Origin of the sequence: Brevibacillus brevis (assembly GCF_900637055.1) — a bacterium.
Lineage (GTDB): Bacteria > Bacillota > Bacilli > Brevibacillales > Brevibacillaceae > Brevibacillus > Brevibacillus brevis.
This window is the reverse complement of the sequence record NZ_LR134338.1, coordinates 6498180-6512276: the sequence shown is the minus strand read 5'-3', so window position 1 is coordinate 6512276 and position 14097 is coordinate 6498180. Positions and strand designations below refer to the sequence as shown.

Below are 14097 nucleotides of genomic sequence, written 5' to 3'. Positions count from 1 at the left end.
ACACACAAACAGCCTGCCATGACCGTTCAACCGAAAAAACTCAGGGGAAGGGCGTTTCTTACGCCCTATCTTTTTATCTTGCCTTGGATTCTCGGCTTTCTCGCTTTTACGCTGGGACCGATGTTGTTTTCGCTCGTCATGAGCTTTTTTGATTGGCCTGTCGTTGGTGAGGTTACGTTTGTCGGCTTGGACAATTACGTCAATATGTTTACGGACGATCCATTGTTTTGGCAATCGCTCTGGGTCACGATTAAATTCGCGCTGTTGTTTGTCCCGTTGAATTTGTTTATCGCGTTGTTTTTGGCCATGATGCTGAATCAGAAGGTAAAAGGCAGCGGGTTTTTCCGCACAGTATTTTACTTGCCGAGCGTGATTTCCGGTGTGGCGCTGGCGATGATTTGGGCGTGGGTGTACGACGGGGAATACGGCATTTTCAACTATTTGCTCAGTCTGGTTGGGATTACAGGTCCAGATTGGCTAAACGATACGTCGTGGGCGCTCGTTGCCATGGTAATCGCCAGTCTGTGGGGGCAAGGCTCCATGGTATTGATTTTCCTGGCGGGGCTCAAAAGCATCCCGGAGAGCTTGTATGAGGCGGCTTCGATTGATGGGGCGGGGGCGGTGCAAAAGTTTTTCCGCATAACACTGCCAATGGTGAGCCCAACGATTTTGTTCAACCTGATTATGACGATCATTAGTGCGTTCCAGCAGCTGAGTCTAGCGCTCTTGCTCACAGGAGGCGGACCGTTGCAGTCTACGTATTTCTATGCCATGTACGCGTATGACAACGCCTTCAAATACTTCAAGATGGGTTATGCTTCGGCGAACTCCTGGTTTATGTTTGTGATCATTTTGGTATTGACCTTCCTCGTATTTAAAACATCCGGCAAATGGGTGTACTACGAGGGTGACAACCGCAGGGGAGGGGAAGAAGCTTGATACGCAAAACGATCGCTTATGCGAGCTTGATTTTTTTCTCTTTCCTGTTTCTCGCACCGTTTTACTGGATGATCTCTACTGCGCTCAAGTCGGACGATGAGATTTTGCAGTACCCACCCAAATGGATTCCGGATGTGCTGCATTGGGAGAACTTCGGGAATGCGTGGATGTCGCAGCCGTTTCATCTGTATTTGGAAAACTCGTTGACGGTGACGATCCTGACCACGGTTGGTCAGTTGATATCGTCTTCACTGGTTGCGTACGGCTTTGCCCGGTTCACGTTTAAAGGAAGAGACTTTCTGTTCATGGTCGTTCTGGCTACGATGATGATTCCGTGGGAAGTGACGATGATCCCGTTGTACATGGAGTTCAACTACCTGGGCTGGATCAACACGCTCAAGCCGTTGATTGTTCCTTCGTTCTTCGGGTCAGCGTTTTATATTTTCCTCATGCGACAGTTTATTTTGACCATTCCGCGTGAGCTGGATGAAGCGGCGCGTATTGATGGTGCGGGTTCGTTTCAGATTTACGCCCGGATTATTATGCCGTTGATGATGCCTGCTCTGATTTTGGTGAGTGTATTCAACATCTTAGGCACATGGAACGACTATTTGGGTCCACTCATTTTCTTGAATGACCAAAGTCAGTACACGCTGACGCTGGGACTGGCGCAATTTAAAGGGATGTATGAAGTAGAGGCTACCGGGCTGATGGCGGTAACGTTCCTGATCTCGCTTCCGCCGTTGCTCCTCTTTTTCCTCGCTCAACGATATATCGTAGACAATTCAGCTGGCGTTGCTATCAAGTAAGGAGGGAGCCGCAGTGGGGATTCGGGCGAAATGGGAAGACTGGGCATGGTCATTTCATCAATTTGGTGAGCGATTGCTGCGGATGGCGGCGGCGCATCTCATGTGGGTGGCGTGCACGCTCATGGGAGGCATCGTCTTTGGGATCTTCCCGGCGACAGCTGCTCTGCACGACGTACTTAGCGGCAAGTGGAATGACCGTGGGCTTCCGTCCGCCTTCTGGCATGCTTTTCGCCACTACTTCTGGAGGAGCCAATGGCTTGGGGCAGGGAAGGTGCTAACGGGGGCAATCCTGTGGGTCGATGTGGTGTTTTTCCTTCGCTTGGGCTCCCTGTGGGGGCTCTCGATTGCGGCCGTTTTTGCGGGGATCGGATTCTTGCATGCGGCTACCTCTTGCCACGCTTTTTCCCTGCTTGTTCGGGAGGATGCAGACGTAAAGAGGACGCTCAAGCAATCGTTTTGGCTGGTTGCGGCCTTTCCATTGCATTCGCTCGTCACGATGGGAGGCTTGCTCCTTCTCTTGATTCTCTTGCTGGCGATTCCTGTTTTGCCGATCTTGTTGGGAGCGAGTCTGCCTGTCTGGTGGATGAACGCCAGAATGAGTCGTCTGCTGGAAAAGCGCGATCGTAAACGATCGAACAAGCAACCACGAGGTGAGACATATGCAGTTTGATTTAGGAATCGTTCCTTTTAGCCGATACGGGTCGTATCTCGTACTCTCGCGATTGGGTAACACCAAGCGAGCAGAAGGGCTGTATTTGCGCAATATTCGTGGAGGAGACAACCACGATGGCGCGATTTTTCGAATAGAAATGGTAGCCGATGGTGTGGCGATTCCATTTGAGACGGAGGCTACGCCAACCTTGCTGCGTCTTTGCGGGGATAAGGGCGAAGTGAAGCTGTGCATGAGCGAGCCGCAGCTGGTGCAGATACGTGGTCAAGGCGTTGGATTGCGACTGGTGCTGGAATCGACGGCAGTAGACTACGCGATTCAAGTAGGAGCGGGATGCTGGGAAATCAATCACTTTTCCACGGAAATTCGCTTGCGAGTGACTCCACTTGCTGGAGCGCTGACGGTGAATCCCACGAAGGCAACTCGTGAAGAGAAAGTGAGCGTAACCATTCTTCCCGACGAGGAAACGGGTGTGCTGGAAGGCGTACTGGAGGAGTTCCACACGGTGTGGAAGGAGCGCAGCTATCCTGCTTTTGCCGATGGATGGGAGCAGGTAAAAAAAGAGTACGACGAGTGGCTGGAACGGACACTCTCTGTCTCTGAGGAGCATCGCGAAGGCTTGAGTGAAGCACGAGAGCTCGCGGCGTATATCACCTGGTCTTGTGTGGTGAGACCAGAAGGCTATCTGCCACGGTCCGCCATGTACATGTCCAAAAACTGGATGACGAATATCTGGAGCTGGGATCATTGCTTCAATGCGATGGCACTGACGCGAGCAAACTTGCCGCTGGCGTGGGATCAGCTCATGATTTTTATCGACAGGCAGGACGAGAGTGGTGTCTTCCCCGATTTTATCAATGATCGGTATGCGTTGTGGAATTGCTGCAAGCCTCCGATTCACGGCTGGACGCTGCGCTGGATGCTGGATCGGAACGACGCGATTACAAACGAGATGCTGGAAGCGGTGTACGAGCCGCTTTGTCGCTGGACCGATTGGTGGTTCCGCTACCGCGATGATGATCAGGACGGGATTCCACAGTACAATCACGGCTATGATTGCGGCTGGGACAACAGCACGATTTTTCTCGATGGGGCACCGATTGAAAGCCCGGATTTGCCTGCGTATTTGATTTTGCAAATGGATGTGCTGGCGGATTTGGCGAAGAGACTGGGACGTTACGAAGAGGCAGCGAAGTGGAAGGAAAAGGCCGAAATGACGCTGCAACGGCTCCTGGAGAAGCACTGGAATGGCGAAAACTTCTTCGCAACCCACTCTGGAAGTGATCAGCCTACCCGAGGGGACAGCTTGATTCGCTATATGCCTCTCGTGCTAGGCGAAAAGCTGCCGCAGGACATCCGGGCCAAGCTAATTGCTGACTTGCAGGAGCGGTTTTTGACAGAGAATGGATTGGCTACGGAGAGTCCAACCAGTTCCTTCTACCGCGCTGATGGCTACTGGTTAGGCCCGATCTGGGCGCCAGTGACGATGCTCTTGGTCGATGGATTGCGGCGAGCAGGCGAAATAGCGTTTTCTCAGGAGATTGCCGGACGTTTTTGCCGAATGGCAGCGCGCAGTGGCATGGCGGAAAACTTCGATGCGCTGACTGGTGATGGACTGAGGGACCGGGCCTTTACCTGGACGTCCAGCGTGTTTTTGATGCTGGCGAACGAGTATGTATAGGGGAGTTTCATAGAAAAAACAAGCGGGCATGATGGATGAAAAATCGCATCATGCCCGTTGCTTGTCTACAGCACTTTACTGAGAAATGCTTTGGTTCTCTCATGCTGGGGATTGTCAAAAATCTCGGCAGGCGTGCCTTCTTCTACGATGTATCCGCCATCCATGAAAATTACTCGATCGGCTACTTCACGGGCGAAGCCCATCTCATGCGTAACCACGACCATCGTCATTCCTTCTTTGGCCAAATCCTTCATCACCTGAAGAACCTCTCCGACCATTTCGGGGTCGAGTGCAGAGGTAGGTTCATCGAACAGCATGATGTGAGGGTCCATGGCGAGCGCACGGGTAATGGCTACGCGCTGCTGTTGACCGCCTGACAGCCGATCTGGATACACGTCTCGCTTGTCCGCCAAGTCTACTTTTTTGAGGAGTTGCAGCGCCTTTTGTTCATTTTGCTGGCGCTCCGAATTTTTGACGTGCTTGGGTGCGAGCATGATATTTTCCAAAACCGTGAGATGCGGGAAGAGATTGAACCGCTGAAACACCATGCCGACACGCTCTCTCAGCTTGTTAATGTCCACTTTGGGGGAGGTAACCTCCATGCCCTCGATGGTGATTTTGCCGGATGTCACCTCTTCCAACTGGTTCAGACAGCGCAGAAACGTACTTTTTCCCGAGCCGGAGGGACCAATGACACAGACAACTTCGCGCTCTTCAACGGTAGTCGAGATGTCTTTTAAGACTTCCAACGAGCCAAAGCTCTTTTTCAAATTCTCTACATGAATCATTTCGCGAACCTCCTCTCAAGGGAACGGGATAGCAGGCTGAGGATGTAAATCATCAGGAAATAGAAGACCGCTACTACAGCCCAAATTTCGAATGAGCGGAAGTTGCTAGAAATGATAATCTCACCGCTGTTCATCAGTTCACGGATACCAATAACGGTTAAGAGAGAGGTGTCTTTTAGCGTCACGATGAATTGGTTGACGAAAGCAGGGATCATGCGGCGAACAGCCTGGGGCAAGATAACCAGGCGCATGGCTTTTCCGTGCGTGAGTCCCAGGGAGCGAGCAGCTTCCATCTGCCCTTTATCGATGGAGAGAATCCCTCCGCGGAAAATTTCAGCCAGGTACGCTCCGGCATTGAGGCTGAGTGCAAGAATACCTGCGGTTGTCTCTGGAATTTTGATATCAAGGACAGGCGGCAATCCAAAATAAATAAAGAAGATTTGAACCAATAGCGGTGTGCCGCGGAGAAAGTCAACGTAAGCGGTTGCAATGCCGCGGAGTATTTTGGAGCGGCTCGTGCTCATTAAACCAAAAAGCAATCCGATTAAGAGGGCGAAAAACAGAGAAATGACCGTTATTTTTAACGTGACCACAGAGCCTTGGGCCAAGACAGGAAGTGCATCGACAATGACATCCCAACTACTGCTCATTTGGACAACTCCAATCTTTCTAAGGTGAAAAAAAGGCGCGTCTTGCGCCTTTTACTTTTTTGTGCTCAAGTATGTGTTGATGATTTCGTCGTATTTCCCGTTCTCTTTCAGCTTCTTCAGACCGGAGTTGAGTTTGTCCTGCAGTTCTTTATTGCCTTTTAAAACCGCGATGCCGTAGTGGTCACCATTGAGACGATCGCCTACAATTTTCAGCTTGGATGCAGGGTCTACCGCAATTTTATACGAGATAACCGGATAGTCCTCGATGGTCACATCAGCGTTGCCGTTTTGAACCTCTTGGAACATGGAAGGGCTATCGTCGAAGTATTTGACAGTGGCTCCGTACTTTTTCCCCAGCTCATCAGCAAAGGTAGCGCCAGTCGTGCCTTTTTTGATAGCAATCGTTTTGCCAGCCAAATCTGCCTCTCCATTGATCGTTGTGTTGTCCTCACGCACGACCAGGGAAAGACCTGCTTGATAGTAAGGTTCAGAGAAATCTAAAATTTCTTTGCGCTTATCAGTGATGCTGATCCCTGCAATGGCACCGTCCAATTGCTTCGCTTGAACAGCCGGAATGATTCCTTTGAAGTCCATCGGCTTAATTTCTACCTCAAAGCCTTCTTCTTTGGCGATCGCATTGATCAGGTCGATGTCAATTCCCACGTATTTTCCGTCTTTTTCAAACTCAAAGGGTGGGTATGTTGCATCTGTACCAAAAACGTACTTCTTTGCACCGGATTGCCCGGATGTTGTAGCAGCCTGATCTGTGCCACTTCCACATGCACTTACCGTGAGCGCCAACAAACTAGAAACAACAGCAAACATTAGTTTTTTCATAAATTACCCCCAAGTATATTTATGATAGATATGATATGGACATGAATATAGTAACATAGAAAAGTCCGTAAAGTCAAAACAAACTGAAAGTAATTATTATCCATAATTGTATGAATGATATCATGGTGAGATAACAGAAAAGTATTTTCATACCTGCTATAATGGTAGCAAATGGATACAAGGGATGGGAAAAACGATGAAGCACGTCACCATATTGATCGCCGACGATGAAGCGGAGATTGCTGAGCTCGTTGCCTTGCATGTAAAAAAAGAAGGTTACCATACAATTATCGCAGCGGATGGAAAGGCAGCACTCCAAGCTGTGCAGACGCATTCGATTGATTTGGCGATTCTCGATATTATGATGCCTGGGCTGGATGGCTATGAGGTCACCCGGCTCATTCGTGAACAGCACAATATGCCGATCATCTTTTTGAGTGCCAAGGCGTCCGATCTGGATAAAATCTCGGGATTGGTGATGGGCGCAGATGATTATATGACCAAGCCATTCAATCCAATGGAATTGGTCGCCCGTGTGAATGCCCAGCTCCGACGCTTTAAGCAGCTGAATCAGCCAGCAGTAGCAGTGGCGAGTAACAAGGTCTTAGAGGCAGGTGGACTCGTCATTTATCCAGAGCAGCGAACCGTGAGCCTGTACGGAGAAACGATTGAGTTAACGCCAAAAGAGTTTGATATTCTCTACCTGCTGGCCAGCTATCCAAAGAAGGTATTTAGTGCGGATAATATTTTCCAGCAGGTGTGGGGCGAAGCGTACTATGAAGGCTGCAATACAGTCATGGTACACATTCGCACCTTGCGAAAGAAGCTGGGAGAAGAAAAAACCAAGAACAAGTGGATCAAAACGGTCTGGGGCGTGGGGTATTCCTTTAATGGCTAAGATGATAGGAAGCTTTCGGTTCCAAATGGTCAAGCTTCTGGGCCTAAGTATGCTTCTATCCGGTGCGGTTACCTATGTGATCTTTAAAACGCTTCAGCTTTACTATCGAACACAGGTAAGGTTTGAAAGCTTTTTAACGCCGATTCGCTATTTTATGCGGGAAATAGGGGACATTTACTTCTTTTTGATTATTTTTGTTCCACTAGCCATACTGTTTTTCTTCTTGCTAACGAAACGGTATGCCATCTATTTTCAGGAGATTTCCAGAGGAATTCATCATCTGGCGAATGGGGACTTTACCCATCATGTTCAAATACCGTCAAACGATGAGTTCGCAGATATTGCCAAGGACATCAATCTGGCGGGTGAAAAATTGCAGGAAGCCGTACAAAGAGGAGATTTTGCCGAAAGCAGCAAGGATCAGCTGGTTTTGAATCTGGCGCATGACCTTCGGACGCCGCTGACTTCTGTTTTAGGGTATTTGGACATCATTTTGCGGGACGAGCAGTTAACAGTGGAACAAGCCAGGCATTACACAAATATTGCTTTTACCAAGTCGCAGCGTTTGGAAAAGCTGATCGATGAGCTCTTCGAAATTACGAGAATGAACTACGGCATGCTCACCATCCAACAAAACCTGATTGACCTGAGTGAACTGCTCATGCAGTTAAACGAGGAGCTATACCCTTCCTTGGAGAAAAATCAGTTGGAAACCAGAATGAATGTGGCACCTCGATTGACAGTTCGCGGAGATGGCGAACTCTTGGCGCGCGTTTTCGAGAACATCATGACAAATGCCATCCGTTACGGACACGATGGTCAGTTTGTTGATATCAATGGTTATCTTGCGGGCAACGAAGTCGTTGTGCAGATTATCAATTATGGCAACGAGATTCCCCCGGAAGATCTGCCGCATCTTTTCGAGATGTTTTACACGGGAGACAAGGCCCGAAGTCATCAAAACGGAAGCACAGGTCTTGGGCTATTTATCGCCAAAAATATCGTCGAGCGCCACGAAGGGACGATTTCTGCCGAGAGCAATTTGATCCGGACGATTTTTGAAGTACGCTTACCTTTCGAATAGAATCCCTCACTTTAAAAAAATTTAAGTTTTACCCCACTTTTTCTTTTAACAGTATTCCTTATCCTGATCGGGTGACGAGCCAGGGTGGAACCTGTAATAGAAAAAGTGGGGTTTTTTGATTGGCTAAGAATGATCGGGGTTTAAAGTTTTTGGGGAGGTAAGGAATATGAAAAAACGTTTGTGGATCTGGCTGGGGGTAGGCGTGCTTGTCGCTGGGCTTGGCGGCTATGCGGCTTCTTCGGGCGAAAAGAAGAGTGGTGTTCCTGTCACGTTATTAACGGTGGTAACGGCCGATTTGGAAAGCACCATTTTGACGTCAGGCATGGTCAAAGTGCGAAATGAACATACATTGTTCGCCAACTATGCAGGCGATCTGCGGAATTTCTCCATCAAGGAGGGAGACAAAGTGACGAAAGGGCAGGTAATTGGCAATATCGACATGTCCGATGTCAGCAATGAAATCATGGATATCGAGGCGCAAATCACCATTCAGGAAGCGAATATCGCAAGGCTCTCCAAAGGTGTGGAGCCTGAGGAAGTCACGAAACTGCAGGAGCAGCTTGCCCAGCATGAACGCGAGTACCAAACGGCATTAAAAGACTACCAACGAACACAATCGCTGTTCACTGCTGGCGTGTCTACTCAACAAGCTGTAGAGCAGGCGAAGCAAAAGCTGCAAACAGCGGAATCAAGCGTGAAGGTCGCAAAGCAAGATTTACTCTTGAAGCAAAAAGGGCCAGACAAGTCGGAGATTCGCTCCTATGAGGCGCAAATTCAAAAGCTGAATTTGGAAAAAGCGAAATATGAAAAGCAACGTGTGCAAAGCAGCATTGTTTCACCGATTGACGGGACGGTGCTCTCGACGAAGGTGAAAAAAGGGAAGTACTTGAGTAAAGGCGAGGAAATCCTCACGATTGGAGATACAAGTGACGTCATGGTCGAAGCAGAGGTAGGCGAATCTGATTTGCGCAAAATCAAAATCGGACAGGATGCAGTGGTTTCAGGCCTTTCCTTGGGTGGAGAACAGTTGCAGGGCAAGGTGTCGCGCATCTCTCCTATAGCCGTAACCAGTCAAGGACCGGAGGGAGAGAAGACGAGAGTGAAGGTCGCTGTCGATCTGAATGAGACGAGGGAGTATTTGAAGCCAGGCTTTCACGTGGATGTGGACATCGTCCTGCAAAAAGCAGCAAACGCCATGCAAGTGCCTATTGAGGCAGTAGTAACGGATCAAGATGGATCTTCCTTTGTCTGGGTAGCGGAAAATGGCAAGGCCAAGAAGAAAAAAGTGACGACTGGGATTGAAAGTGAGTTGTTTATTCAAATTGAAAGCGGATTGGATGGCAGTGAAGAATTGGTAGCGAATCCGCCGGAAACCTTGCAGGAAAATGAAGCGGTCTTCCAAGCATCTCCCGAAGAGTTTGCGGAGTAAAGGAGGATACATATGCTGCACATTGAGGGGTTAACCAAGCAGTACAAGACAGATGAGCTGGAGTTGTTCGCTTTGCAAAATATCAATATCCACATGTGGCTCAAGGTGAATTCGTAGCGATCGTGGGACCTTCTGGTTCCGGAAAATCGACGTTTATGAACATGCTGGGTTGTCTGGATCGGCCAACCTCCGGCTCGTATGTCTTGGATGGAATTGATGTTACGCAGTTGAAGGATAGTGGGCTGGCGCAGGTACGCAATCAAAAAATTGGCTTTGTCTTTCAATCATTTCATTTGTTGCCACGTGCCACTTCGCTGCGAAATGTAGAGCTGCCGATGATGTATGCGGGCGTCGGCATGACAGAACGCAAAAAAAGAGCGACAGCGGCGCTGCAGCGTGTCGGACTCGGACAGCGGATGGATCATAAACCGACGCAGTTGTCCGGCGGTCAAAGACAGCGGGTAGCCATTGCCAGAGCGCTGGTCAACCAGCCAGCCATTTTACTTGCAGACGAGCCGACGGGGAATCTGGACAGTCGTTCCAGCATCGAGATCATGGCGATTTTTCAGGAGCTGCATGCCCAAGGGGTAACGATTCTGCTCGTCACGCACGAGGCTGATATCGCCCAGCATGCCGAACGGGTCATTACGTTTCGAGATGGTCATATCATCCGGGATGAGCGAGTGGAGAAGCGATTGTTTGCTACTCCGTCCGAGGAGGTGATCCTCACGTGAATTTACTCGAAAGCTTTCGTACGGCTCTGGAAGGGATTGGGTCAAATAAGCTCCGAGCTACCTTGACGATGTCTGGGATCATCATCGGAATCATGTCTGTCATTGCCGTAATTACACTTGGAAACGGCAGTCAACAAGCCTATACCGATCAGTTGGAGAAGCTGGGAGCTACGAATTTCAGCGTTTATTTTGGCTGGGACCCGAGGCAAGGAAGCAAACTTACTGATTTGACAGTGGAGGATGCAGATGCACTTCCCAAACTATCGCCCTACATTGAAGAGGCCGTGCCGTTTCTCTCTCTTTCTGGAACGATTCGTGGCCCGAAAAAGGAGCAGGACGCAAGGATACATGGAACAAATGAGGACTTGTTGAAGGTTCAACCAAACTTGAAAATAGTTGGAGGCAGATATTTTACTGCGGAGGAAGTAAGAGAAGGGAAGCGCGTCATTGTTTTAAACGAAGAGTTAGCGGCAGGACTTTTCGGACGTGAAGACCCGATTGGGAAGCGTTTGACTTACGAAACAGCATCAGCCGTCGTCATTGGCGTGGTGAGGGAAGACAAGCTGATGTTTGACAATGGTCAATCCGAGACTGCCTATATACCGATTACCTACCTGCAAAATGTGGCCGGGTTGAAGATGGTTCATACGATAACTGTAAAAGCCAAGTCGAAGGAAACAATGGAAGCAGCCAAGAAGCAGACAGAGAAGTACTTAAACCGCAGGCACGATCGCGAAAACTACTACCAAATCGATAGTATCGAGAATGCACTGGGGGAGATGGATTCCTTTTCCGGCACGCTCACCACGATTTTTAGTGTCGCAGCCGGGATTGCGCTGTTTGTCGGTGGGATTGGCGTCATGAACATCATGCTCGTATCTGTCACGGAGCGGACACGGGAAATCGGCATTCGCAAAGCGTTAGGGGCACGATACGGAGATATTATGCTGCAGTTTTTGATCGAATCGATGATCGTCTGCCTGATTGGCGGAACACTTGGGGTACTGCTTGGTATCGGGACAGCCATGTTTGCCTCGCAATATGTCGATGTGCCGCCGCTATTATCGTGGGAAAGTATCGTAATCGCCTTCGGGTTCTCCAGTGCCATCGGTATTTTCTTCGGGCTCTACCCGGCTCATAAGGCAGCCAGGCTCAATCCGATTGATGCGTTGCGCTATGAGTGAGGAACGAAAAAGAAATGACTAGCAGATATCGCTGCTAGTCATTTTTCTATTAGTCTCGAACCGATTTCAATGCCGTTGACCAACTAATCACTTGATTTAACATGTCGTTTACATGTGGGATGTGCAATTCGGATGGTTTAAAGACCGTGTAATTTTCAAAATCAGTAAATAGATTGAAGGCAGGTTGTGTACGAACGTCGGCAACCTGCAATTCCCCCAGGATTCCACGTAAGTGCTCTGCTGCACGAGTTCCGCCTGATGAACCATAGCTGACGATACCAGCCGCTTTGTTGTACCATTCCTTGCGGGCGAGGTCGAGTGCGTTTTTTAAAACCCCTGTGATGCTGTGGTTGTATTCGGCGGTAACGAATACGAATCCATCCAGGCTGGATAGCTTTGCCGCCCATGCGGCTACTTGTTGCTCACCATTCGGATCGCCAAAGAACGGTAAGTGAAAGTCCGCAATATCAACGATTTCATACGCTGCGTCTCCTCGTTGATCGGCAACTCCTTTGAGCCACGCACCTACTTGGGGACTGACTCGGCCTGGGCGAGAGCTGCCCAGAATAATCCCGATTTTTAAGCTTGAAGTACTCATGGTTCGTTCCTCCTTATGCGGCTTAGTTTAATCGTAGTTCCTTGGATCAAACATTATGCTTAAAAAAACGGGGTAACTGTAAAGCCCCTCCAGCTGCGGGCTCGGAGTCTTATCACTCGTGCCGTAAAACCCCTTGCTTTAGCTATGGGGATATAAGGCACTTTGCTCTGCTAAGAGCAAACAAAAATAGTTCTTTTTTTGTCGATCTCTGTTAGATATGTCTTCTCGATCTAACGAAGTGGTATCATTAACCATGGGTGATGGTTCTGAGTAGATCAGTGGAAAGTAACCACAATGTCGTATTTGACTGTAAATATCACGTTGTTTTTTGTCCGAAGTATCGTAAAAAGGTTTTGAAAGAGCCAGTAGACATTCGATTAAAAGAGTTGTTTCTTGAAAAGGCAGTGGAACTACGTGCGGAAGTTGTTGAAATGGAAATCATGCCTGATCATGTTCATTTGCTGATCAAATGCGATCCGCAATTCGGAATCCACCGAGCCGTAAAACATTTGAAGGGTTATACATCCAGAGTGTTGCGGATGGAATTTAGACATCTCAAAAGCAGACTTCCCTCGCTATGGACAAACTCCTACTTTGTAGCAACGGTTGGCACGGTGCAACTCGATGTAATTAAGAAATACATCGAGTCTCAAAAAGAAAGGAATGATTGAACTTGCATAGAGCCTACAAATTCCGTTTGTATCCAAACAAAGAACAAGCAACACTCATCAACAAGACAATTGGATGTACTCGCTTTGTATTCAATCACTTTCTTGCGAAACGAAAAGATGCTTACGAACAAGAAAACAAAACGCTGAATTACAACGACTGTTCTGCTTTGCTCACGCAACTAAAAAAAGAAATCGAATGGTTGAAAGAAGTGGACTCCACTGCCCTACAATCAACCTTAAAAGATTTGGATTCCTCCTACAAAAAGTTTTTCAAAGAGAAAAAAGGCTATCCCAAATTCAAGAGCAAGAAGAACCCAAAGCAATCCTATACATGCAAGATGAACATCAAAATAGAAGGGAATCGCATCAAACTTCCTAAGCTGGGATGGGTATCGTTTGCGAAATCCAGAGAAGTTGGAGGGCGAATCCTATCGGCTACGATTAGATGTAATCCTTCAGGTAAATACTTTGTGTCCGTATTGTGTGAAACAGAGAGTCAATTACTCCCAAAAGTAGAACAAACCGTTGGGATTGACCTTGGGATTAAGGATTTCGCCATTCTTTCTACAGGTGAGAAGGTGGCAAATCCCAAATACTATCGCAAGTATGAAAAACAACTTGCGAAGTGGCAACGGATTCAATCTCGTAGACAAAAAGGCAGCAACAACCGGAACAAGGCGCGTACCAAAGTAGCTCGACTCCACGAAAAAATTGCAAATACCCGTAACGATTTCCTACATAAGCTGTCAACCAAGCTGATCAACGAAAGCCAAGTGATCTGTTTGGAGGACTTGCAAGTGGAAAATATGATCAAAAATCACAAGTTAGCCAAATCCATTGCAGATGCTTCGTGGGCTATGTTTCGTACGATGCTGGAGTATAAGGCAGAATGGTATGGAAGAAAGGTCTCCATTGTTGGAAAACAATTTCCTTCAAGCCAGCTCTGCTCAACTCCAAACTGTGGATACCGCAACAAAGAAGTCAAAAGTCTCAACTTGCGCAGTTGGATATGCCCGCACTGTGGCGTACAACATGATCGTGACCAAAACGCTGCGATCAATATTGAGCAAGAAGGACTTCGATTGTTGGCGTAGTCAACTAAACTGTGGGACACACAGGGATAGC

General features: G+C 48.3%; 14 protein-coding genes and 1 pseudogene. 11 read left to right on the top strand and 4 right to left on the bottom strand.

Features of this window, described 5'->3' with window-relative positions:
• Positions 1-18 precede the first annotated feature (18 nt).
• From EL268_RS31475 to EL268_RS31460, 4 genes are read left to right on the top strand one after another with little or no spacing between them, the layout of a single operon-like run.
• Positions 19-939 carry a carbohydrate ABC transporter permease gene (locus EL268_RS31475; protein ID WP_164724593.1) on the top strand — a complete coding sequence of 307 codons (921 nt, stop codon included), beginning with the start codon at positions 19-21 and terminating at the stop codon, positions 937-939.
• Positions 936-1748 (top strand): carbohydrate ABC transporter permease, encoded by an 813-nt coding sequence (locus EL268_RS31470; protein ID WP_106657287.1) that lies wholly within the window; start codon positions 936-938, stop codon positions 1746-1748. Before EL268_RS31475 ends, EL268_RS31470 begins: the two co-directional genes overlap by 4 nt.
• Positions 1749-1761: 13 nt before the next feature.
• The gene (locus EL268_RS31465) at positions 1762-2418 is read left to right on the top strand and encodes a YesL family protein (RefSeq protein ID WP_106657286.1); all 657 of its coding nucleotides are present in this window, start codon (positions 1762-1764) and stop codon (positions 2416-2418) included.
• Positions 2408-4099, top strand: coding sequence for an amylo-alpha-1,6-glucosidase (locus EL268_RS31460; RefSeq protein ID WP_106657285.1), 1692 nt, complete (start codon positions 2408-2410; stop codon positions 4097-4099). Before EL268_RS31465 ends, EL268_RS31460 begins: the two co-directional genes overlap by 11 nt.
• 65 nt (positions 4100-4164) lie before the next feature.
• Here the strand turns inward: EL268_RS31460 and EL268_RS31455 are convergent, their stop codons facing one another.
• The 3 genes from EL268_RS31455 to EL268_RS31445 are packed head-to-tail and all read right to left on the bottom strand — an operon-like array spanning position 4165 to position 6374.
• On the bottom strand, positions 4165-4887 hold the full coding sequence (locus EL268_RS31455) for an amino acid ABC transporter ATP-binding protein (RefSeq protein ID WP_106657284.1): 723 nt from the start codon (positions 4885-4887) through the stop codon (positions 4165-4167).
• Positions 4884-5537 carry an amino acid ABC transporter permease gene (locus EL268_RS31450; protein ID WP_007720310.1) on the bottom strand — a complete coding sequence of 218 codons (654 nt, stop codon included), beginning with the start codon at positions 5535-5537 and terminating at the stop codon, positions 4884-4886. Before EL268_RS31450 ends, EL268_RS31455 begins: the two co-directional genes overlap by 4 nt.
• Positions 5538-5588: 51 nt before the next feature.
• Entirely contained in the window at positions 5589-6374 is a 786-nt protein-coding gene (locus EL268_RS31445) for a transporter substrate-binding domain-containing protein (protein WP_106657283.1), read from the bottom strand.
• 196 nt (positions 6375-6570) lie between these two features.
• On the opposite strand from EL268_RS31445, the gene EL268_RS31440 reads away from it, so the two are divergent.
• The 5 genes and pseudogenes from EL268_RS31440 (at position 6571) to EL268_RS31420 (ending at position 11703) form a co-directional block, all read left to right on the top strand.
• Positions 6571-7272: a response regulator transcription factor gene (locus tag EL268_RS31440; protein WP_106657333.1), complete on the top strand. Its 702-nt coding sequence runs from the start codon at positions 6571-6573 to the stop codon at positions 7270-7272.
• Positions 7265-8356, top strand: a complete 1092-nt coding sequence (locus EL268_RS31435) for a sensor histidine kinase (RefSeq protein WP_106657282.1) — start codon at positions 7265-7267, stop codon at positions 8354-8356. Before EL268_RS31440 ends, EL268_RS31435 begins: the two co-directional genes overlap by 8 nt.
• 166 nt (positions 8357-8522) lie before the next feature.
• Complete coding sequence (locus EL268_RS31430; RefSeq protein WP_106657281.1) at positions 8523-9785, top strand: efflux RND transporter periplasmic adaptor subunit; 1263 nt, start codon at positions 8523-8525, stop codon at positions 9783-9785.
• Positions 9786-9797: 12 nt separating this feature from the next.
• Positions 9798-10519 (top strand): annotated as a pseudogene (locus EL268_RS31425) (ABC transporter ATP-binding protein).
• Positions 10516-11703, top strand: a complete 1188-nt coding sequence (locus EL268_RS31420; RefSeq protein ID WP_106657280.1) for an ABC transporter permease — start codon at positions 10516-10518, stop codon at positions 11701-11703. The pseudogene EL268_RS31425 and the gene EL268_RS31420 overlap by 4 nt, the downstream one beginning before the upstream one ends.
• A gap of 49 nt (positions 11704-11752) precedes the next feature.
• On the opposite strand, the gene EL268_RS31415 is transcribed toward EL268_RS31420, so the two are convergent.
• The gene (locus EL268_RS31415) at positions 11753-12301 is read right to left on the bottom strand and encodes an NADPH-dependent FMN reductase (protein ID WP_106657279.1); all 549 of its coding nucleotides are present in this window, start codon (positions 12299-12301) and stop codon (positions 11753-11755) included.
• Positions 12302-12567: 266 nt separating this feature from the next.
• Between EL268_RS31415 and tnpA the strand changes: the two genes are divergently transcribed.
• Positions 12568-12972 (top strand): IS200/IS605 family transposase, encoded by a 405-nt coding sequence (gene tnpA, locus EL268_RS31410; RefSeq protein ID WP_106657332.1) that lies wholly within the window; start codon positions 12568-12570, stop codon positions 12970-12972.
• Positions 12973-12974: 2 nt separating this feature from the next.
• On the top strand, positions 12975-14066 hold the full coding sequence (gene tnpB / locus EL268_RS31405; protein WP_106657278.1) for an IS200/IS605 family element RNA-guided endonuclease TnpB: 1092 nt from the start codon (positions 12975-12977) through the stop codon (positions 14064-14066).
• The last annotated feature ends 31 nt before the right edge of the window (positions 14067-14097 follow it).

Bases quoted from the DNA above. Each gene is read 5' to 3' on its own strand.
- EL268_RS31475 (WP_164724593.1), top strand. From the start codon at position 19: ATGACCGTTCAACCGAAAAAACTCAGGGGAAGGGCGTTTCTTACGCCC.
- EL268_RS31460 (WP_106657285.1), top strand. From the start codon at position 2,408: ATGCAGTTTGATTTAGGAATCGTTCCTTTTAGCCGATACGGGTCGTAT.
- EL268_RS31455 (WP_106657284.1), bottom strand. From the start codon at position 4,887: ATGATTCATGTAGAGAATTTGAAAAAGAGCTTTGGCTCGTTGGAAGTC.
- EL268_RS31450 (WP_007720310.1), bottom strand. From the start codon at position 5,537: ATGAGCAGTAGTTGGGATGTCATTGTCGATGCACTTCCTGTCTTGGCC.
- EL268_RS31445 (WP_106657283.1), bottom strand. From the start codon at position 6,374: ATGAAAAAACTAATGTTTGCTGTTGTTTCTAGTTTGTTGGCGCTCACG.
- EL268_RS31440 (WP_106657333.1), top strand. From the start codon at position 6,571: ATGAAGCACGTCACCATATTGATCGCCGACGATGAAGCGGAGATTGCT.
- EL268_RS31435 (WP_106657282.1), top strand. From the start codon at position 7,265: ATGGCTAAGATGATAGGAAGCTTTCGGTTCCAAATGGTCAAGCTTCTG.
- EL268_RS31430 (WP_106657281.1), top strand. From the start codon at position 8,523: ATGAAAAAACGTTTGTGGATCTGGCTGGGGGTAGGCGTGCTTGTCGCT.
- EL268_RS31415 (WP_106657279.1), bottom strand. From the start codon at position 12,301: ATGAGTACTTCAAGCTTAAAAATCGGGATTATTCTGGGCAGCTCTCGC.